Source organism: Zobellia sp. 1_MG-2023 (assembly GCF_030549125.1).
GTDB classification, from domain to species: Bacteria; Bacteroidota; Bacteroidia; order Flavobacteriales; family Flavobacteriaceae; genus Zobellia; species Zobellia russellii.
Genome location: NZ_JAUOSY010000006.1, coordinates 80,183 through 101,219, shown reverse-complemented (window position 1 = coordinate 101,219; position 21,037 = coordinate 80,183). Strand labels below are relative to the sequence as shown.

The window sequence follows — 21,037 nt, the reverse complement described above, 5'->3', positions numbered from 1 at the left end:
ATCATTGAGCCCTTTTCACCTTCCTTAACTTCACGAACAAGACTTTAAAGATGAACAGTCTTACTTAGAATTTTAAAGAAGGAAATATGAAAGAACAAAGTATTTTAAAACCTTATATTTTAGGCAATATAGAATTACCCAACCGTGTTGTAATGGCACCAATGACGCGTAGTAGGGCAAATAACAGTGAAAATGCACCTACAGAAGATTTGCATGTACCCTATTACACTCAAAGGGCTACTGCCGGACTCATAATAACAGAAGGCACCCAAGTGTCTAAGAAGGCAGTTGGTTATATTAATACACCCGGAATTTATTCAAAACCACAGGTAGAAGGGTGGAAGAAAGTGACACAATCTGTTCACGAGGCCGGTGGAATAATTTTTGCTCAACTTTGGCATGTAGGTAGAATTTCGCATCCTGATTTTCACAACGGTGAACTCCCTTGGGCACCGTCCGCAATCAATCCGGAAACAGAAGTGTTTACGCCCGAAGGCAGCAAAAAAACGGTTACTCCAAAGGCAATGACCCAGGAGGATATCAAAACCACTAAGAATGAATTCGTTCAAGCGGCCAAAAATGCAGTTGCCGCTGGTTTTGATGGTATTGAAATACATTCATCCAATGGTTATTTATTTCATCAATTTTTTAATGGAACCAGCAATATTAGAGAAGACGAGTATGGAGGTAGTATTGAAAATAGAGCTCGCTTTTTCTTTGAGGTTTTAGATGCTGTTAAAGAAGTAATTCCTGAGATAAAAATTGGAGTTCGGTTTAACCCCTCGTTACATAACATTTTTGGAATGACAGTAGATGAAGAAACCATTCCCACCTTTGATTATATTATTGAGAAGTTGGATAAGGAATATGACCTGGCCTACATCCATTTATCCGAACCTTTTAATGATGTGTCTGAAGTTGAGTTTGCCGAGCAACACATAGCTAAACGCTACAGGCCGAAATATGATGGAACCTTGATGATAAATAGTGGTTTTGACCAAGAGAAGGCCAATGCTGTTTTAGAAGAAGGAAATGCAGATTTGGTAGCATTTGGAAAACTATTTATATCTAATCCTGATTTGGTAGGTCGCTTTCGGGAAAACGTAGAAATTTCAGAATGGGACAAAAATACCTTTTATACAACGGGAAAGAAGGGCTACACTGATTATGAAGCAAAAACGAGAGAACTAATCCCCAATCAATAGACCAGAAGATAGTTTAACCCTAAAATCTAAATTGAAAATGGAAACTTTAGTAAACGGATTTTCTACAATAAACCCAACAACGGGAGAGGAAATCAAGGAATATGAATATATGAGCAATGAAGAAGCTCAAAATGCAGTTGAAAAATGTCATAACGCATTTAAAGAATGGCGCTTAAAATCACTTGCTGAGCGTGCAAAAATAATAAAGGCCATTGGCGAAGAGCTGAAAAAAAATAAAGACAAGTTCGTCAAACTGATGACCCAGGAAATGGGTAAAGTCTTAAAACAAAGTGCTCAAGAAATAGATTTGTGCAGTGCTATTTGCGAATATACGGCAACCGAAGGTCAAGAGCATCTAAAAGATGAAGAACGAGAATTGCCGAACGGGGGCAAGGGGATAATCTCCTATTCTCCAACCGGGGTAATTTACGGTATACAGCCATGGAATTTCCCGGCTTACCAAGCGGTACGTTATTCAATTGCCAATTTAATGGCGGGTAACGGGGTTCTTTTAAAACACTCCAGTGGTGTAACGGGATCAGCATTGCTACTGCAAGAGATTTATGAGCGTGCGGGCTTGCCTAAGAATCTATTTACCGTTCTGCTTATAGAACATGACCAGTCCGATGCAATTATTGAAAATGAACTTGTTCGTGGTGTAACCCTAACCGGTAGCCCGGATGCAGGTAAAATCATTGCCAAAAAAGCAGGGGCCGCACTAAAAAAGACGGTACTTGAATTGGGTAGTAATGATGCGTATTTGGTGCTTGATGATGCAGATATTGAATTGGCTGCCAAAACCAGCGTAATGGGCAGGATTTATAATAACGGGGAAACTTGTGTAGCTGCTAAACGATTTGTTGTAGTTGAGAAGGTCTACGATGAGTTTCGTGATGCTTTTGTAAAAGCGATGAAAGAAGTTAAATTGGGAGACCCTACAAAAGAGGATTCGGATTTAGGGCCAATGGCGAGAGAAGATTTACGTGAAACTCTTCATGGGCAAGTTCAGGAGAGCGTAAAAAAAGGAGCAAAAGTTCTTATTGGCGGTGAGATGCCGGATACTGATGGATTCTTTTACCCTGCAACGATTCTAGAAAACTTGGAACCCGGACAGCCAGCTTATGATGACGAGCTTTTTGGACCGGTCGCTTCACTGATTAAAGCAAAGGATAATGAAGATGCCATGCGTATAGCTAATGATAGTAGGTTTGGATTAGGAGGAGGAATTTTCTCCAAAAATGAAGACAAAGCGTTTGAATTAGCCAAGAAACATTTTGATACGGGAATGGTATTTATCAATTCATTTGGATTGGCCACGCCCAATATGCCTTTTGGTGGAGTAAAAAACTCTGGTTATGGTAGAGAGCACGGTGGGTTCGGAATTCGTGAATTCGTGAATGTTAAAGCTGTAATGAAAGTTAATATGTAAGTTGCTTAATAACAGCGTTTTTTAAAACAAAAACGGGTCAGGGGTATGTGGATTTTCCCATCTCTTGGCCCTGTTTTATGTACAATCATAGAGGGTTACCCCTCAAACCCAAAGCAAACAAAAATAAAGTGAACGATGAATCCTTTTAAAACATTTAGTATATTGTTTTGGTTCTAAAGTCTTGGAATATAGTATTGTTCTGGATAATTGGAATAATGAACCGCCAAGACAGTACCCCCGTATGAGAAAAAATTGTATCCTCCTATTAGTATTTTTCACCTTAGGAAACCTATGTGCCCAAACAGATAGCATCGTGCTACCACGCAAGAACAAATTATTGAAAAGGACAATTTTACCCCTCTCCTTACTTACAACAGGAATACTTTTATCCGATAGTGGTTTTGAAATATCATTGCATGAAACAGCTCAAGGTTGGGTGGGCAATGACTTTCGCACCCACTTGGATGATTATACACGGTATGCCCCGGTGGCCACCCTTGTCGTAGCCAATGTAGCTGGAGTTAAAGCACAACATCATTGGTTTGATCAAACAAAAAATTTGGCGGTATCCATGATTCTAACGGATGTATTTACCAGGGCAATTAAAAATTCCGTTGTTAAGTATAGGCCCGATCGCTCTAATGATAACGCATTTCCCTCTGGTCATACATCCATTGCTTTTGCTTCAGGTGCTGCAGTTTATGAAGAATATAAAGACACCAATGCCTATCTAGCTTACAGTGGCTTTGGTTTTGCGGCTGTAACGGGTGGCTTAAGGCTTTTCAACAACAAACACTATATTTCAGATATCCTTGCAGGCGCTGGTATAGGAATATTGGTGACAAGACTGGTCTATCATTTTGACTATTTGTTTAAGTGGAATCCGTTTATAAAATCTAAGAATATCTCTCTAATTCCCCGTTATTCGGATGGCTCCGTGGGTCTCTACTTTTCTAAGTCATTCTGATTTACTTTTTACATTAAAACCAATATCTCAGCTGCCTAAAGCTAAAGATTGGTTTTACAATTCTACTCGCTTAAATACTACACTGTATAGTTTTAAGAATTCACTGAAAAGTATCCGTCATTCACAGATTCTTCAAAAAGGGTGCAATTCAAATAAGCACCTTTGTTTCATAGATTATAACTCAAAATACATTTACAATGAAAAAAATAAGCCTGTTGGTCCTGCTGGCAATGCATGTTTCGTTTACAATTTCTTGCTCGGATGATGATGCCATAACTACTACGGAAGATGGTGTAGAAGTAACCGACGAATCTAACGAAGGAACGGAGGATGACGAAGTTTATGTGGAATCATATGCGGATAATGATTTTGAAGCTACGGATTGGACGGATGCCACACATAGCAAATCTGCCGATCCTAATTTTGATGTGGTTTTTGAAGATAACACCGTAAAGCGCTTAGACCTATTTATAGAGTATGATAGATGATGTAGGAGTTAGTTTTGAGAGAAAATCCGGTTGCCGTTGGTAGCCGGATTTTTTGTGTTGACGGCCATCAGAATCTAAACCGTATGGACAATAAAAACTGATTTGTTGGGGGAAGACTAGGTATATTGGTCTTACCGGCTATTATGCCTACTTCCAGTACTTGTTTTTCCTTTATTCTGTAACCAATACCTAAATTCACATTTATTAAGGCACTCTCAGTATTTCCGGTGCGTTGGTCAATATCAAAGGTCTTCCCGGTACGTGCATAGAGATAGGTCTTCTCATTTAAATCATAGTTAAGAACTATAGCACCCGTAATTTGCTCGTGGGTGCCAAACTTGGCATAATTGCGTTCTAGGCCGGCACTGAATTTTTCGGATATCTGGTAATCAAAATAACCGGTTTTAAAAACTTCTCCATTTAAATTCAAGGGAGCTTCAAAACGGTATTGAGATAAATTTTTTATGAGTAAAGAATCTAGCGAAATCTTTTCTTTAGGGACTATTTGACAATATACTGTGAGCTGAAAATAGAAACAGAAAACCGAGAAAAGAAGATTCTTCATAAACAAAGGTTTTGGCTCATCTTATTTCAAATATAGGAATTGGACTACGTTTAACTTATTTAAGAACCGTTTTTTGGTAGAAGTTTAACAGTAGTGTAGATTCTAGGGTTACCCCAAAAATCCCGTCGATAAAAACAGCAGTTTCGTATAGTCAAATGGGTCAAACTTCTATTCCCTTTTCATGTGTGCGCCTATAGTTTCACTTTTGAAATGTAAATTAAAAACACGCATAAATGAAACTATATATAATGCTTGCCATAGCTTCTTTTCACCTGCCAAAACACCTTAAAAACGGTTTAATTTCAACCCTTTGAAAAAAGGCAAAATTAACGGTAAGTGGTTCAAAATAAAGACGTAGCTTCGCCGCTTCAAAAATTGGGTCTATGAAACGCATTAGTCAGTATAAGAAGTTGTTCGGAATTGAGAAGGAGATTGATCTTAAGACACTTAAGACCACCTACCGTAATTTGGTTAAGGAATGGCATCCTGATAAGTTTCAAGAAGGAGATGCTAAGCGCGAAGAGGCAGAAGTTAAAAGTCGAGCTATTATTGACGGCTATCACTTTTTGGTGAGCATTGCTCCTGAAACCATTGCGGCCAACCTTGATGCCTATACGGAAACCATTACTAATTCCGGTATTGCGGACTATGTACACAAAGGTATGTTGTTGGAGATTACTTTTATGGATGGTACCACTTATGAGTATTTTGGAGTAACCAAATCCGTTTATATTAAAATGGTAAATTCCAATAAATTGAACCGTTTTGCCAAGCGTAGCATTTACCCAAAATACATTTACAGAAAATCCAAACGTACGCTACAGGAAGCGTAAACGTTATTTTTATACAATTTCAAAAGGGGGCTTAATTCTAAAGCCCCTTTTTTCAATTAAATAGTACATCTTTTAATACCTTTCTGGGGCTAGGTGTACTTATCTTTGTTTAAATCCATTATATGTCTACATCATTTTCCGATTTAGGAATCAACGAGCAAGTACTTCAAAGCTTAACCGATTTAAAGATTTCCGTTCCTACGGATATTCAAAAAAAGACCATTCCCATTCTTCTGAAACAGAAAGAAGATGTGGTGGCACTGGCCAAAACGGGAACCGGTAAAACGGTAGCTTTTGGTTTGCCTTTGCTTCAGTTGGTCAATACCGAAAAAACAGAGGTGCAGGCCGTAATACTATCACCCACCAGGGAATTGGGGCATCAAATTTATGAGAATTTGGTTTCTTTTGCAGCGCACAGTCCGGCTATTTCCATAGCTTCGGTTTGTGGGGGTATACCCATTAAACCTCAAATTGAACGTCTTAAGGAGACTACCCATATAATCGTGGCCACCCCAGGCCGGTTGATCGATTTATTCCAGCGCAAGGCCGTCAGTATAAAAAAGATAAAGTTTTTAGTATTGGACGAGGCCGATGAAATGGTAACCGCACTAAAGACTGATTTGGACAAGCTTGGCAAGGAAATGCCAAAATCCAGAAGAACCTTATTGTTTACTGCAACCATGCCCGGCACCGTAAAGCAATTGGTACAGAACTATATGTCCAAACATGTAGTGCACATAGAAGCGGATATGGCGCAGATGGGCAACAAAGGTATTGATCACAAATATATCGTGGTAGAGCCTATAGAAAAGTTAGAGGTGCTACTTCATTTTTTAAACACCAAGGAAGGGGAACGTGGCGTTATTTTCTGCAAAACAAAAGCGGCCGTTAATAAATTGGCCAAAAAGCTGGCCATCAATAAATTTTCTTCGGGATCTATTCATGGTAGTCTAACCCAAGGAATTAGGGACCGCATCATGGGGCAATTTAGGGAAGGTCATATAGACATCCTTGTTGCTACGGATTTAGCGGCGCGTGGTATTGACGTAAAAGAGATTTCATATGTGGTAAATTATCACCTGCCGGATACTTATGAAGCCTATGTGCATAGAAGCGGGCGTACTGCTAGGGCAGGAGCTAAAGGACTTTCGCTAAGTATTATACAGGAGGAAGAGCGTAAGGACATACCGGAATTTGAAGAAGAATTGGGACTGGTTTTCAATGAAATGAAGAAACAGGATGCTCAAGATAGGGAAGAGACCAATTTGACGCTTTGGGCCAAACGCGTTTTCAAGACAAAACCCAATCGCAATGTATCCGTAGAAACAAAGGATAAGATAAAGACCATTTTCCATCATTTAACAAAGGAAGAACTGATAGAGAAGGTATTGGCAGATCATATTGTACAAAATACTCCGGCCACTCCAAAATTGGAATCCCTAAAAAAATAAGCAGCCATGTCCAATACAATTCGTACGCAAGCGGATATTTTAAAGAAACTGGGGATTCCAAGTCTTAATCCCATGCAGGAGGAAGCTTTATCGGTCATCGGTAAAAACATGAACACCGTGCTTTTGTCACCCACGGGAACGGGGAAGACCTTGGCTTTTTTATTGCCACTACTGGAAACCTTAGATGCGGAATGTTCGGAAATTCAGGCATTGGTACTAGTGCCGTCGCGTGAACTGGCGATACAGATAGAACAGGTGGTGCGTGATATGGGCTCTGGTTTTAAAGTAAATGCGGTATATGGCGGAAGACCCATTTCCAAAGATAAAATAGAACTGAAACATACCCCAGCTATATTGATAGGCACGCCCGGAAGGATAGCGGATCATTTTGGGGGAGACCGATTTTCAAAACGAGACATCAAAACTTTGGTTTTGGACGAATTTGATAAATCTCTGGAAACAGGTTTTGAAGGAGAAATGAGCACCATCATCAATCAACTTCCTAACTTGGAAAAACGGATTCTTACTTCCGCCACGCAAGGCGTTGAGATTCCTAAGTTCGTTAAGCTGGATAACCCGGTGGTTATTGATTATCTGGATTCAAAAAAGGAATCTAAACTGGCCATCAAAATGGTTGTTTCCCCAGATAAGGACAAGCTGCGGACCTTATTGGATTTGCTATTGCATATTGGCAATCAGCCAGGAATTATCTTTTGTAATTACAAGGACAGTATTGAGCGGGTAAGCACATTTTTGAATAAAAATAAAATCAACCATACTTGTTTTTCAGGAGGTATGGAGCAAAGAGATCGCGAGCGTTCCTTAATTAAGTTCAGAAACGGAACCTGCCAAGTGCTCATTGCAACGGATTTAGCAGCTAGAGGAATAGATATTCCCGAAATGAAGTATATCATTCATTATGAACTTCCCAGGGCTATAGAAGAATTCACGCATCGTAACGGCAGAACCGCTCGTGTAAACGCCAAGGGTACAGCCTATGTTTTAAGGTCTAAAACGGAATTTATACCGGAATTCATTAAAGATGTGGCTACGGTAGATATTTCTAAAAAAGCAGCCTTTCAACCTCAATATTGGGAAACCCTCTTTATTTCAGGTGGGCGTAAGGATAAAATTTCCAAAGGGGATATTGCCGGTCTGTTCTTTAAACAAGGTGGACTCAACAAAGACCAGTTAGGGATTATTGAACTAAAACAGGACTGTGCATTTGTTTCCGTGCCCGTGTCCCTTGCCGATAAACTGACTAAAAAATTGAACAATTCCCGTTTAAAGAATAAGAAAGTTAGGGTAACGGTGCTGTAATTCCTTCTTTTTTGTAATGCCTAAACTGCTCTTAGCTCAACACAAACCCAACGTTTCTAGGGGGTTGGGGGCGAAGTAGGGAAAGGATAGGAAGGTGCTGTGATAATAAGTTGAAAATAAGTGAATTAAATTGCCATTACTAAAAAAATTGGCGTCATCTTTGTCCTTTAATAAGCAGTATAAATTTTTAATTACATTACAATGAGTAAAGGAACAGTAAAATTTTTCAACGATACCAAAGGTTTTGGTTTTATCACTGAAGAAGGCGTTGAAAAAGATCACTTTGTACACGTTTCAGGTTTAGTAGACGAAATTCGTGAAGGCGATGAAGTTGAATTTGATCTACAAGAAGGTAAAAAAGGCCTAAACGCAGTAAACGTAACAGTATTATAATTCTATATATACTTTAAGTTTTACAAAAAGCCCATCTTAACGGATGGGCTTTTTTTATGGCCAAAAATGCCATCAATATACACTCCTAGATCAAAGAGAAATGTTTTAAATTTTTTAATCTATAAATATGGCATTTATGTAGTGTAAAATGTAGCGTACGTATATATCTTTTCCCTTTTCCCATAGGTGAAAGTACTTTTGTGCTTATATAAATTTAAAACACAAAACCATGAAAAAAGCAGTAGCTTCATTTGTACTTATAGCCGTATTGGCCAGTTGTAACAGTGTTAAGAACGTAAATACGTCAACTGCATCTCAGGCGGCCTCCTTATTAAGTTCATTAAGTTCTAATTCAACCTTACAGCAAGTCGCCGGCTTGTTCAGTTTGTTGGATACCGATAATAATAGCGCTATAAGTTCTTCAGAGGCTGTGGGTTCGGTTTCAGAGAATTTTGACACTTTGGATACTGATAATGATTCAAGCCTAAATCTTACCGAATTGGAAGGCATCTTGGCTTTGCTGAAATAATATTTGAGTTGAGTTTAGTATAAAAGCGTGGTCCTCGGATTGCGCTTTTTTCTGTCTATAAAATTCTAATGTTCGTAGATAAAAATAGCCAACTCGTCTATTATGTCCCAAATATGGGCTTTTCAAGTTAAACCAGGCTCAATAATTGTTGTCTTAGTATCGAATGATTAAGTGAAAGTTTAACTTTTAAATGTATGACCCATGAAAACAAATACTAAAAAATATTATGCATTAGCGCTTTTAATAGTCGGATTCTCTTTTGCGGCAAATGCCCAGACCCGCAAACGAACCACTACAAAAAATACGGTTACCAAAACGGTAGTAAACAACACACCACGTAGGGTGTCCAGTAAAAAGGTGGTTTACAAAACCCCAAAAAAGAAAGTGGTAGCGGTAAGAACGGTACCTAATAAAAGGGTGGTAAAGTACCAAGGTCAGAATTACTATTATGCCAATAATAGGTTTTACACTTCTTCCAGAGATCGTTATATTCCAATTGCACCTAAAATTGGTTTTAGAATAAGCTCTTTGCCAGTAGGGTACAATAGAGTTAGGTATAATAATCGTGTGTATTTTAATGTTGGGGGCACTTTTTATACAGAAGTGGGTAATGAATATGAAGTGGTAGAACCGGAAATTGGTACGGTAGTTTATGAATTACCGGACGATTATGAAAAGGTAACTATAGACGGTCTTAACTATTACGAGTATGCCAATGTACTGTATGAAAAAATACAGGTTAATGGTACCAGAGCTTATGAAGTTGTAGGTATTATCGATATGGAATAAATAGGGGAATGTTACCTTAAGAAACAATACGCTTGTCCTTTAGACAGGCGTATTTTGTTCGTGTGTAATTCTGTTTTTCTTAGCGGACAGCGAATCTTTGTTTTTGTAGAATTTAAGTACAACGGTACAAATAAAGGTGTAATTTCGCGCGGCGTAAAATAGTGTTCGGTTAGTGGGATGCTAAAGAAAAATAGGCGGAATGAAGAGTGAAGAATTGCAGGATAATCAGGAGGTTTCTTTAGACGAGGTAAAACAAGCCATAGCCGTTCTAGAGCGATTGGTAGCGAATACCGATCAGATATTTGAAATTCCCAAAGCACAACGTACCGCCTTGATCAAAGCTTCGGGGCAATTGTCCCGCCCCAGTAGGGAAGAGTTTTCGCGTAGAAAGAAAGATGCTAAAAAAGCGGCAAAGCGTAAACAGGCAGCAAAGGATAGAAGTGCGCGTAACGAAACTGGAATTCGGTATGCGCGTGAGGCTTCGGTATTTGTAGCGCCAAAATTATTGGCTGCGGCAGACCTGGCCCAAAAGGACACGCCTGAATTGGAATCGCCTCGTGATTGTTATGTCTGCAAGGCCAAATTCACCAAACTCCACCATTTTTATGATACCATGTGTACGGACTGTGGAGACCTTAATTATGCCAAACGTTTCCAAACGGCCAATGTTAAGGGGCAGGTAGCGGTCATTACCGGTTCCCGACTTAAAATTGGGTATCATATTTCGTTAATGTTGCTCCGCGGAGGTGCAACCGTTATTGCTACGACACGTTTCCCTGTAGATTCTGCATTACGTTTTTCAAAGGAAGAGGATTTTATGGAATGGGGACATCGCCTGAAAATACACGGCTTGGATCTTAGACACATTCCCAGTGTGGAAATATTCTGTAATTACATTGAGCAGAATTATGAAAAACTGGATATTCTTATTAATAATGCGGCCCAGACGGTACGCCGTCCTGCAGGGTTTTATGCCCACCTTATGCAGAATGAGGAACGCCCGTTTGAATCCCTACCAAAGTTCGCGCAAGGAGTTCTAAAGGACCATATAAATTGTCTGGAAGAACTGAATACGTTAACTACTGCAGCTTCTTCCAACAAAAATATGCCGGTTTCTTGGCACGGTCCCGAGCCTGGCATCGGGTTACGATCCTCCGCAAAACTATCTCAGATTCCGTATAGTTTTGATGCGAGCTTGGTGGCACAGGAAGTATTTCCGGAGAGTCAGTTAGATGCCGATTTGCAGCAAGTAGATTTACGGAAGACCAACAGCTGGCGCCTAAAATTGGGTGAAATTGAAACTACTGAAATGGTAGAGGTGCAATTGGTGAATTCCGTGGCACCTTTTGTTCTCTGTAACCGACTTTCAGAAGTCATGAAAAAGGAAAATACGGGGCAAAAGCACATTATAAACGTAACCGCTATGGAAGGAAAGTTCCATCGGTTTTTTAAGGAATCGCGTCACCCGCACACCAATATGGCCAAAGCAGCCTTGAATATGCTTACCCATACCGCTTCCGGGGAATTGGCAAAATATGGCATTTATATGAACGCCGTAGATACCGGTTGGGTTACGGACGAGGACCCTGCGGAACTGGCCAAAAGAAAGCAGGAAGTACACGATTTTCAGCCGCCGTTGGATATTGTTGATGGTGCCGCTAGGGTAGTAGATCCGCTTTTTGATGGCATCAATACCGGAAAACACTGGTGTGGAAAGTTCTTAAAGGATTACTTTCCTATTTCTTGGTAATAGTTTTTGGTTTAAGACTTTACGGTTCTGGAGTGCTCCATAAAGTGGTTCTCTAAACGCTGTAATTGTGGATGTGGTTTTTCGGCGTAAATGACAAACTGACTTTTCTTGATACTTGCCGCCATGGCGATCAGGCCTGTGGATTCTTTTTTGTTCGATAAGAATTCGGCATCGTCCACACTAACTATTTTTAGTTCGGAAATACTTACTCCATTGGTCAAAAACAGGTTGTGCAATGTTTTAGGGGTGGTAATCAGAATATCTATACCCAAGTATATTTCAGATTTTTGCACGTCAATATGCAATTGTTCGTAACTGGCATATACCCGTAAGGAGGTGTATTTGGTAAATTCAATAAAGGTTTGGTACAACTCCAATACTTTTTCTTTGCTTTCAACCATAACCACTGCTCGGGGTGCGTCTCCTACGGCTTCACATTTTAGTTTTTGCAAGGTGGTCAACACCAAAGTGGTGGTTTTTCCGCTGCCTTTTTTAGCAAAGGCAAAGACATTGATGCCACTTTTTATTACGGGAATGCTACTTTTTTGAAAAGGGGTTGGTGCTTCAATCTCCAATCGCTCTAAGTTCTCCAATAAGTGCGGGTGTAATTTTTTAAATGGCATACGCTGTAGCTACTAAAATTATGGTTTTCAAAAAAACCGGTTACAAACGCAAAGATAGGCACAACACCTCAGGTTTGAATCTTATTTTTGGTCGCATTTATAATTTTAATTAATATATTTATCACCTGTTTTACTAGTACTACATATAAATTCGGGTCTTAAGCTAAAGACTATGCTCCACTTGAGGGCTGCATTGAAGTGTCAAAACTTTAATGTGCGAATATGTTCTTTCGAGATATAATCACAAAACTTTAAATTGTAAATCAACTGGATAAAAAACCAATTGACATAGCCTGTACCTTAACTACTTCGTTTGGGCAGGGCGTAAATACTAGTGTGTTAAAATGTATGACAAATCATTAATAAGTAGGGATATAGAGCTTTTCTATACCAATGCATCCGAAGAGACCCGACTGGATAAAGGAATGGGTGTCTTTGAATTTGAACGTATAAAATCGTTAATTGAAAAGTATATTGAAAACCCCAAATCTACGATAGTGGATGTGGGCGGCGGTACCGGAAAATATTCGGAATGGTTGGCCAAAAAAGGGCATCAGGTGCACATGATAGACCCGGTTCCCAAACATATATCCTTTGCGGAAAATAGAGCCCACAAACTAAAGAACAAATTTTCTGTCCGTTTGGGCGAGGCCAGAAAACTGGATTTCCCTGATAATTATGCAGATGTAATTATTTTGCACGGTCCGCTTTATCACCTGCAGGAAAAGAAAGATAGGGAAGCGGCCATTTGTGAGGCTAAAAGAGTGTTAAAAACGGGCGGTGTATTATTGGGCTTCGCCATAAATTATTCGGCAACAACGCTGGTAGGGCTTTTAAACGGACTCATTCACAAACCAAGCTTTTTTGATATGTGCAAGGAAGAATTACAAACGGGAATCCATAACCCACCTGTGGATTTCCCTTGGCTGCTGGCGGAAGCCTACTATCACAGACCGGATGAACTAAAGGCCGAATTCACACAACAAGGATTGAACTATATAAATATACATGCCGTGGAAGGTATGGTTTGGCTGGACAAGGATTTTTTTGGCAGTATGGCCAATGAAAAAAAGAAAAATAATTTGATGCAACTGATGGACCTTACGGAGAACGATAGCAATCTGTTAACGTTCAGTCCGCATATGATGATAGCGGCTAAAAAATGATAGAATGGAAAACAGGGGTGTTCTAATTTTATTCCCTAGGAATATAAAATTTAAAACCCTCACAACGAACTATTGAAAAAATCCAATGCCAATTGCAATGTTTTGTCATGAATGTTTTTTCTGTTGACGTTGGGGTGGTCAACGGCTATTTCGGGTACTATTTCCTTCCCTAGAGCTGTAGATTCATTTAAAAACACATAATGCCCTACGTTTTCATCAAAAAGATACATTTTACTGGTGCTAATCAATTCATTGTACTTTTTGGCATTGGTACCTACAGGTGCTACTGAATCTCCCTTTCCGGCAACTATAAATATTGGAGCTGTAATTTTATGGGTCTGCTCTTTGGAGTGAAAGCCGAATCCTATTGCCGGAGCCATTACAAAAAAGGCCTTTATCCTATCATCTTTTACTAGATTACGGTATTGGTTGTAGGACGAAACGATAAGGCTATCATTTTCATAATCTATAATTTCATCCGTATCCGGGAATTCGGCTGGCAATTCCCGCTCTTCGGGTTTTTCATCTTCGGTTACGGTTCTGTCAACATAGCCACCCGCCAAAGCGATATTGGTGTAACCACCCAAGGAAAAACCTACGCCACCAATTCTAGTCGTATCTATTTTTGTCCCCATTTCGGTATCCTTGAGAACTTCGGTCAGTACGTATTGAACATCAATGGCCCTTTCCCACCATTTTACGAATTCCCTTGGTATTTTGTTGAAAGTAGAATTCCCATAATGATCCAGTGAAACCACTACGTAGCCTTCTTTTACCATTTCTGCTATGAACCAAGTAAGAGAAAACCGATTCCCTCCAGTTCCGTGAGAGACAACAATTAACGGGAATTTTTCATCAGGAATAGGGGCATTTGCTACTGTTTCTATATTTTTAAAAAGCCCCTTTGAATTCTCTTTTGGCTCTTTATGAATTAAAGTATCTAGAGTGGGGTACCAGATTTCAGCCGGTAACGGTCTGTCTCTGGATTGATCAACAAATGTTACGGATTTTTGACCGATGCTATATTTTGTTTCTTTTTGTTGACTACAAGAAATTATTAATAGTACGATGAAGATAAGCTGTGGTGTATTTCTCATGGGTTGGTCATTCGTTTCACCTTAAAGACGAGACTAAACAACGTTTGTTACAGTATTTTAAAATTGACCTTTCACTACTTTAAGAATTTGGGTCCACTTGAAAATACCGTTCCATATAATCCGCAAATGGGGAAATGCTGTAGGCTAACAATCTCACGTAGCATACAAAATTAAGAACACCCCGATCATAATGCCGGCCAGAGGAACCAGTTTCTTGCGTTTGTTCTGTTCCTTAAAAATGAGTCCGCCTACCACTACGGCAATGATAATCTGGCTCCTTTTAATGGCGGAAAGCAACATAATCAATGCATCTGGGTCTTGTAGTGCCTTAAAATAGAAGTAATCCGCTATTTGCAAAAGTATACCCACCAACGGAATGGACCACCGCCATTTAAACGCTTTGCGCTTTTCCGCATTCGGGAACCAGGTAATGCTTAAAATCACCAACAAAATGAGAATGGTATAAAAGCAAAACCAGAATTGCAGTGTCTGTGGATTCAAAGTAAGGCTCTGTATCAGGAATTTATCGTACAGTCCGCTGGAAGCCCCTAAAAAGGTAGCACCTATAATGGCGAAAATCCATTTGTTGCTTTTAAAATGAATGCCTTCTTTTTTCCCGATTCTGGAATACAGCAATACCGAAAATATAATCAGAAAGAATCCTATCCACTGCCAGCCGTTGGGTTTCTCCTGGTAAATGGTAATAGCACCGATAAAAGTAAAAAACGGACCGGCAGACCGTATGGGCGTAACAATGGTAATGGGCAAATGCTTTAGCGCTTGGTAGGCCAATAACCATGAGGCTGCCATGATAGCGGACTTTATAAAGATAAACCCATGGGTTTTTAGGGGAATATCCGTGACGTACAATTGCAAATCCAGCATTTTGGCGGGAAACCAAATGGAACCCAAATAGCACGGAAGCAATAATAAGAAGCCCGAAGAAATCGTACCCAAAAGCACCGGAAACACCTCGTTGCCCTGAACGGCATGTTTTTTAAGCAGGTTGTGAAACCCTAAGAATAAAGCGGCCAAAAGCCCAAGATACATCCACATAGCGGGCGCGAAGATATTGGTTTTTTAGGGTTTGTTCCGCATGGAATACGCCGTATTTCAAAAAAGGGAACCCAAAATGTAACCCGTATTAAATTTGGCTGTGGTTGGGTACGTGTTCCTGTAAATTGGTGTTGGGTATTACGTCTTTCTGTAATCGTTTACGTATTAAATTTATATATTTATTCACTTCAAATCAGCAGTTCATAGAACCAACCAATTCATGTATAAAATCTTATCGTTAGACGGTGGTGGCAGTTGGGCCATAATACAATTGCTCACACTCAAGGACCGCTACGGAAATATGAACGGCCATGAGGTGCTCCGTAAGTTTGACCTGGTCATTGCCAATTCCGGGGGAAGTATTGTTTTGGCCGCATTGGCCGAAAATTATACCATAGACAAAGCCATTAGTTTATTTAAGGCTAAGGAAAACCGAGAGCGTATTTTTCATAAGAACGCCTTTTGGGACCGCTTTTTTCCGGTAGATTATCTGCGGTTTGTGGGTATTGGTTTTGGCCCCAAGTACAGCGCTACCAAAAAGAAAGAAGCTTTTGAATACCTATTTCCCGAGATAGATAAAGTGCAGATGAACGAGTTGCCAAAAATTATAGGCAAGGAGTCTCTAAAAATTGTGGTCTGCACCTATGATGCGCTAAACAATAGGGCCAAGTTTTTCAAGTCCTACGCGCTAACGCCTTCCCGTTATGATTCCGTGCGGCTTACACAGGCCATTAACGGTTCCTCCAACGCTCCGGTACAGTATTTTGATTTTCCTGCGCGCTTCAAGGCCAAGGAAAGCGGAGTTTTTTTTGAGCTTTGGGATGGTGCTTTAGGCGGTTTCAACAACCCTATTCTGGCCGGGATTATAGAAGCCTATAAATTAGGTATAGACCTAAAAGACATACAGATAGTATCTTTGGGCACTAGTAACCCTTTAATGTCTTCGGATACCAAGGAAAACTTTTATAATTGGAGGTTGGACTCGCAAAAATATAGAAGAAAGAAGCTGTTCCTACACAAGTTTAAACCACAAGTGAGTTTCTTTATGGAAACCGTTTTTAACCAAGCCAAAACCATTTTATACCAACCGCCGGACACCGCTAATTATATGGCCATGATGTTCTTTAAGGTAGCTACGGGAAAGAATCTAAACGATAGCATCATACGCTTATCGCCATTGATTCATTATGACGATAAACTTTCTACGGAAGCCGTACCGCTCATAAAACAACTATATGCGCTAGATATGGACCTGACCAAAGACGCGCAAGTGGACTTGCTCCTACAGTGTTTCGATACTTGGAAAGCCGGAAAAATCTACAACCAGCCCATAGAGTTTGAAGTGGAAAGAAACAATGAGCTGCTTTTTCTTTCAGGCGACCGATGGTATCAGGATGGAATGAATCGGTGGAGGGAGTGGGAGGTTAATTAACTGTTTGTATCATTATAAATTGTTAAACGAAAGAAATATGATGTTTTTTGAGGTTATGGATAAGTGATTTTTTATTTGTTTAAAATTATAGCGGTAAATTAGATTTTTTAAATATTGAACTTCTATATGCCTGAAGATATATTAATACATGAAGAAATTGTAAAATGTTATCCATTTTTAAGGTGGACTGGATCAAAAAATTGGCTAGTTAAAAGTTCTCTTCATGAGTATTTGCCAAAAGATTTTAAAGATTACCATGAATGTTTTCTAGGTGGAGGTTCCGTTTTTTTTGCCACAAAAAAAAACGGAAATAGCTTTCTTTACGATTTAAATAAAGAGTTAATAGACACTTATGTTGAAATTAGAGACAATGTTGATAAATTGATTATGACTCTTAAAAAATTAAAAAATTCTGAAGAAGAATTTTATAGAATACGAAATTCGAAACCTATTAAAAGTCATACTAAAGCTGCTCGATTTATCTATTTAAATAAGTGCTCATTTAATGGGATTTATAGAGTTAATAGCAAAGGGCTTTATAATGTACCATATGGACATAGAAAAAATGTTGATGTTGTCGTTGAAGAGAACTTGCGAAATATTAGCCGCGAATTACAAGATGTAAATATAAGTTGTGTTGATTTTGAAATGTCACTAGGGAAAATTAAAAAAAATGATTTGGTTTTTCTTGACCCCCCATATACCGTGGCACATGAGAATAATGGGTTTATAATGTACAACCAGAAATTATTTGCCTGGCAAGATCAGGTGAGGTTGCGTAATTTTATTGAACAAGTGATTAAAAAAGAAGCCTATTTTATTATGACCAATGCCAGTCATTCATCCATTTTGGACCTTTATAAAGGTTTGGGAAAAACTTTTATTAAATCACGATATAGTAAGGTTGGTGGTAGAAATAAAACTAGGGGAATGTATAATGAATTGATTATTTGTAATACTGTTTAGCTTCTATGAGTAAAAAAAAGTTATCGATTGTAATAATCAGCGATTTGCACTGTCATCCTTCTAGTGCAGAAGTTGACGAAACGTATTTGAAAACAGATTTATTAAGAACACCTTTGTTGGATCACCCCGTAGAAAGTTTAGTAAAGATTATACGAGATGATAAAATTACTACTGACTTAACCTTGTGTCCTGGTGATTTTACAAATAAATCCAATAAGCAAGGTTTTATTTCTGGTTGGGAGTATTCTTTAGAAATCCATAGAGAATTAAAGGGTAAAGAAATTATTGCTACATTAGGCAATCATGATTTAGATTCTTATGGAAGTGCTTCAGAGTATAGCTATGAAATAGCTAAAGGTATAAAAAGAGGTTTTCCATATAAAGACTCAAACGATTGCGATAAATTTTGGTCAAAAGGGTGCGATTTTATAGAGAAAGAAGACTACCGAGTGCTAGTATTAAACAGTTCTCATTTCCACTATAATAAATTATCTGCTAAGTCTGGTAAAGTTGGAGATGACACTCTCGATTTCATAAGAGATTACTTAGCGAAAATTGACGATACTAAATTTTTTATCGTTTTGGCTCATCATCATCCAATAGATCACTCTAGGTTAAACTTAGGAGAAGAAGATAAAATTGTTAATTCTGATGAATTGCTAGAAATACTTGGAAAAGCTAAAGCGGATATATTTGTTCATGGTCATAAGCATGATCCTTTATTAAGATATCATTCTTGCAGAACATCAAATTGTAAAATACCTATATTATCTTCTGGAAGTTTTTCTTCAACTTCAAACATTACTTTCACAGGTAAAAAAAACACATTTCATAAAGTTGATCTAATACGAACTGACTCAGGTAATAAAGGAAAAATTAAGACTTGGTCATTCCTTCCTCGAAGTGGTTGGAAAAACAGATATGATGTAGATGGGTTTCATATCAATACTGGTTTTGGCTATATGGGGGAAGTCAATACATTGGCAACAAATATAAAGAGCTTGGTTGGTAATAGAGAAATGGTAAAATGGGCAGAAATTGTTAGTTCTATACCAGATATTGAACATCTAATTCCAACTCAATCCGATGAATTGGCAGAATTGTTAAATAAAAATGATTTAATACTTGGAGGCGGTAGTATATCTGAACCTCCAAAATTTATAGGGAACACAAAAAATTTAATATGAGTCTCGAAGATTTTTACACTACATACAATGCTCGTCATTACAATCCACAACAAGTAGCGGAAAAGTTTATTTGGTCAGATAGTTTTCGGGAATTAATTCAAAATGAGCATTCGGTTATTCTTGGAGCAAGAGGGTGTGGAAAAACCACTTTGATGAAAATGCTTACAATTCCAGCTTTATATTCATGGACGTCTGACTTTAGAGCAGAAAAAATAAGAAAAGAAATACCTTTTTACGCTATTTATATTTCTACCGACATATACTGGGACGTAAAGAATCAGACTTATGGTAATCAACTAAAAGAATACGGAAGTTTTTCTGATATTATATCCCACTTCTCCGTAAATAGTAATGTTTTCACTTCTCTGTGTGACACATTCATTAATATAATTTCTTTAGAGCTAAATGATTCTGACGAAAGAAAAGAGATTGAATTATGTAAGTGTCTAATAAAATCATGGAAACTAAAGCCTACAATCCCGAAATTAGTATATATCAAAGAAGCTTTAAATGAAAGAATTGATTTTGTGAACCAATTAATTCAAGAAGTTATTTTTAATTATTCAAAAGATGATAAATTACCTCACCCTGATTATTTTAATTTGAATTTCGAGTCATCTGTAGAAGAGGTGATTCCAAAATTTGAAAGAATTTACAATTTGAATGGGGATAAAAAATGGGCGTTATGTTTTGATGAATTAGAATTTGCTCCAAACTGGCTAAAGGATAAATTATTTACATCTTTAAGAAGTAGGAGGCAATTTATACTATATAAATTAAGCTCCAGTCCTATTTTACCTTTAGAATTGAAAAAATCGTTAAATAATGATTATAGTGCAACATCAGGTAATGATGTAAACCTCATAAAAATGTGGACTGTTAACAACGAAGAATTTTCAAGAGAAATTATTAAGTCTCTTTTTAAGTCTAAGAACGTAGACTTAGACACATTCTTCGGTTCTAACGATGTTTACAGTCAGCAATACAATAGTTACACTAGAGAGAGTAAATTTTATAAGGAAATTATTAGTTTAATTGAAAAAGATATCTCTTTCAAGGATTTTTTAAGTAATAAGGGGATTAATATAAATAATCCTGACTTAACCATTAAAAAGGACCAGCATCGCCTGTACCGTAAAATTAAATCTATAGTTTATTTTAGAAATCATTTTATAGAGCGCAATACGGGCTCAAATGTTGAATTGAGAAGTAGAAAAAAATCTATAGAATTATACTCAGGCATAGAGGTTCTTGCCAAATTATGTGATGGAAATCCTAGATGGATAATTGGCGTTGTGAGTAAAATAATAAATAGGGCAAGAGATGAATCTACTGTATCAAAAAGCATCCAATTTGATGAGATTTTAGGTGCGGCTAATAGGTTTAAAAATGTTATTGCTAACATTCCTGTGGGTAATAATAAATTGAATATTTCCGAAATCGTTGAGAGATTAGGTGAGTACTTTAAAAATGAAATAATTGGAAGCCAATTTAAACTAGATCCGAAAGGTAGTTTCATTGTAGATAAAGATGAAAATAGAATTGAAAAAAATATTGTTGAATTAATAGAAAAGGGTGTATATCAAGGTGCTTTTATTTTAGTCGGAGCGGATGAAAATATTTACGATTTCAAAATACGAGGTCAAAGGTTTAAATTATCTTATTTGTTCTTTATCCTTTACAATATTCCGTTAAGAAGTTTTTCTGAAATTAGTTTGAGTAATTGCCTCAATGGTTATGAAAACACTGGGATTAATCAAACAACATTATTCAATTAAACATATAGATAAT

Annotated in this window: 20 protein-coding genes; 16 read left to right on the top strand and 4 right to left on the bottom strand. The window is 38.0% G+C overall.

Annotated elements, in window-relative coordinates; translation table 11 throughout:
* The first annotated feature begins 86 nt into the window (after window positions 1–86).
* From Q4597_RS13685 to Q4597_RS13670, 4 genes are all read left to right on the top strand, one after another.
* Window positions 87–1,205: an alkene reductase gene (locus Q4597_RS13685; RefSeq protein WP_303406609.1), complete on the top strand. Its 1,119-nt coding sequence runs from the start codon at window positions 87–89 to the stop codon at window positions 1,203–1,205.
* Between the two features lie 37 nt (window positions 1,206–1,242).
* Window positions 1,243–2,634 (top strand): NAD-dependent succinate-semialdehyde dehydrogenase, encoded by a 1,392-nt coding sequence (locus Q4597_RS13680; protein ID WP_303406608.1) that lies wholly within the window; start codon window positions 1,243–1,245, stop codon window positions 2,632–2,634.
* Between the two features lie 337 nt (window positions 2,635–2,971).
* The gene (locus tag Q4597_RS13675) at window positions 2,972–3,601 is read left to right on the top strand and encodes a phosphatase PAP2 family protein (RefSeq protein WP_303406607.1); all 630 of its coding nucleotides are present in this window, start codon (window positions 2,972–2,974) and stop codon (window positions 3,599–3,601) included.
* Window positions 3,602–3,798: 197 nt separating this feature from the next.
* Entirely contained in the window at window positions 3,799–4,089 is a 291-nt protein-coding gene (locus tag Q4597_RS13670) for a hypothetical protein (protein ID WP_303406606.1), read from the top strand.
* Window positions 4,090–4,156: 67 nt separating this feature from the next.
* Here the strand turns inward: Q4597_RS13670 and Q4597_RS13665 are convergent, their stop codons facing one another.
* Window positions 4,157–4,654, bottom strand: coding sequence for a hypothetical protein (locus Q4597_RS13665; protein ID WP_303406605.1), 498 nt, complete (start codon window positions 4,652–4,654; stop codon window positions 4,157–4,159).
* Window positions 4,655–5,037: 383 nt separating this feature from the next.
* On the opposite strand from Q4597_RS13665, the gene Q4597_RS13660 reads away from it, so the two are divergent.
* The 7 genes from Q4597_RS13660 to Q4597_RS13630 all read left to right on the top strand — a co-directional run bounded on the left by Q4597_RS13660 (window position 5,038) and on the right by Q4597_RS13630 (window position 11,719).
* Window positions 5,038–5,487, top strand: a complete 450-nt coding sequence (locus Q4597_RS13660; protein ID WP_215440368.1) for a KTSC domain-containing protein — start codon at window positions 5,038–5,040, stop codon at window positions 5,485–5,487.
* Window positions 5,488–5,609: 122 nt separating this feature from the next.
* Window positions 5,610–6,938 carry a DEAD/DEAH box helicase gene (locus tag Q4597_RS13655; protein WP_303406604.1) on the top strand — a complete coding sequence of 443 codons (1,329 nt, stop codon included), beginning with the start codon at window positions 5,610–5,612 and terminating at the stop codon, window positions 6,936–6,938.
* A 6-nt stretch (window positions 6,939–6,944) separates the two neighbouring features.
* Complete coding sequence (locus Q4597_RS13650; RefSeq protein WP_303406603.1) at window positions 6,945–8,258, top strand: DEAD/DEAH box helicase; 1,314 nt, start codon at window positions 6,945–6,947, stop codon at window positions 8,256–8,258.
* A gap of 201 nt (window positions 8,259–8,459) precedes the next feature.
* Window positions 8,460–8,651, top strand: a complete 192-nt coding sequence (locus tag Q4597_RS13645) for a cold-shock protein (protein WP_194527301.1) — start codon at window positions 8,460–8,462, stop codon at window positions 8,649–8,651.
* A 229-nt stretch (window positions 8,652–8,880) separates the two neighbouring features.
* Window positions 8,881–9,180 carry a hypothetical protein gene (locus Q4597_RS13640; protein WP_303406602.1) on the top strand — a complete coding sequence of 100 codons (300 nt, stop codon included), beginning with the start codon at window positions 8,881–8,883 and terminating at the stop codon, window positions 9,178–9,180.
* Window positions 9,181–9,381: 201 nt separating this feature from the next.
* Window positions 9,382–9,969 (top strand): DUF6515 family protein, encoded by a 588-nt coding sequence (locus Q4597_RS13635; RefSeq protein WP_303406601.1) that lies wholly within the window; start codon window positions 9,382–9,384, stop codon window positions 9,967–9,969.
* A 199-nt stretch (window positions 9,970–10,168) separates the two neighbouring features.
* A complete protein-coding gene (locus tag Q4597_RS13630; RefSeq protein WP_215440373.1) occupies window positions 10,169–11,719 on the top strand; it encodes an SDR family oxidoreductase in 1,551 nt (516 codons plus the stop codon).
* Window positions 11,720–11,730: 11 nt separating this feature from the next.
* Here Q4597_RS13630 and Q4597_RS13625 read toward each other — a convergent pair whose 3' ends face one another.
* Window positions 11,731–12,342 carry a DEAD/DEAH box helicase gene (locus Q4597_RS13625; RefSeq protein ID WP_303406600.1) on the bottom strand — a complete coding sequence of 204 codons (612 nt, stop codon included), beginning with the start codon at window positions 12,340–12,342 and terminating at the stop codon, window positions 11,731–11,733.
* Window positions 12,343–12,686: 344 nt separating this feature from the next.
* Here Q4597_RS13625 and Q4597_RS13620 point away from each other — a divergent pair, with 344 nt between their 5' ends.
* On the top strand, window positions 12,687–13,508 hold the full coding sequence (locus Q4597_RS13620; protein WP_303406599.1) for a class I SAM-dependent methyltransferase: 822 nt from the start codon (window positions 12,687–12,689) through the stop codon (window positions 13,506–13,508).
* Window positions 13,509–13,567: 59 nt separating this feature from the next.
* Here the strand turns inward: Q4597_RS13620 and Q4597_RS13615 are convergent, their stop codons facing one another.
* Window positions 13,568–14,605: a hypothetical protein gene (locus tag Q4597_RS13615; protein WP_303406598.1), complete on the bottom strand. Its 1,038-nt coding sequence runs from the start codon at window positions 14,603–14,605 to the stop codon at window positions 13,568–13,570.
* Window positions 14,606–14,758: 153 nt separating this feature from the next.
* The gene (locus Q4597_RS13610; protein ID WP_303406597.1) at window positions 14,759–15,661 is read right to left on the bottom strand and encodes a DMT family transporter; all 903 of its coding nucleotides are present in this window, start codon (window positions 15,659–15,661) and stop codon (window positions 14,759–14,761) included.
* Window positions 15,662–15,881: 220 nt separating this feature from the next.
* Here Q4597_RS13610 and Q4597_RS13605 point away from each other — a divergent pair, with 220 nt between their 5' ends.
* The 4 genes from Q4597_RS13605 to Q4597_RS13590 all read left to right on the top strand — a co-directional run bounded on the left by Q4597_RS13605 (window position 15,882) and on the right by Q4597_RS13590 (window position 21,024).
* A complete protein-coding gene (locus Q4597_RS13605; RefSeq protein WP_303406596.1) occupies window positions 15,882–17,093 on the top strand; it encodes a patatin-like phospholipase family protein in 1,212 nt (403 codons plus the stop codon).
* A 126-nt stretch (window positions 17,094–17,219) separates the two neighbouring features.
* On the top strand, window positions 17,220–18,059 hold the full coding sequence (locus tag Q4597_RS13600) for a Dam family site-specific DNA-(adenine-N6)-methyltransferase (protein ID WP_303406595.1): 840 nt from the start codon (window positions 17,220–17,222) through the stop codon (window positions 18,057–18,059).
* Window positions 18,060–18,064: 5 nt separating this feature from the next.
* Complete coding sequence (locus Q4597_RS13595) at window positions 18,065–19,246, top strand: metallophosphoesterase (protein ID WP_303406594.1); 1,182 nt, start codon at window positions 18,065–18,067, stop codon at window positions 19,244–19,246.
* Window positions 19,243–21,024 carry a hypothetical protein gene (locus tag Q4597_RS13590; RefSeq protein ID WP_303406593.1) on the top strand — a complete coding sequence of 594 codons (1,782 nt, stop codon included), beginning with the start codon at window positions 19,243–19,245 and terminating at the stop codon, window positions 21,022–21,024. The genes Q4597_RS13595 and Q4597_RS13590 overlap by 4 nt, the downstream gene beginning before the upstream one ends.
* Window positions 21,025–21,037 lie beyond the last annotated feature (13 nt).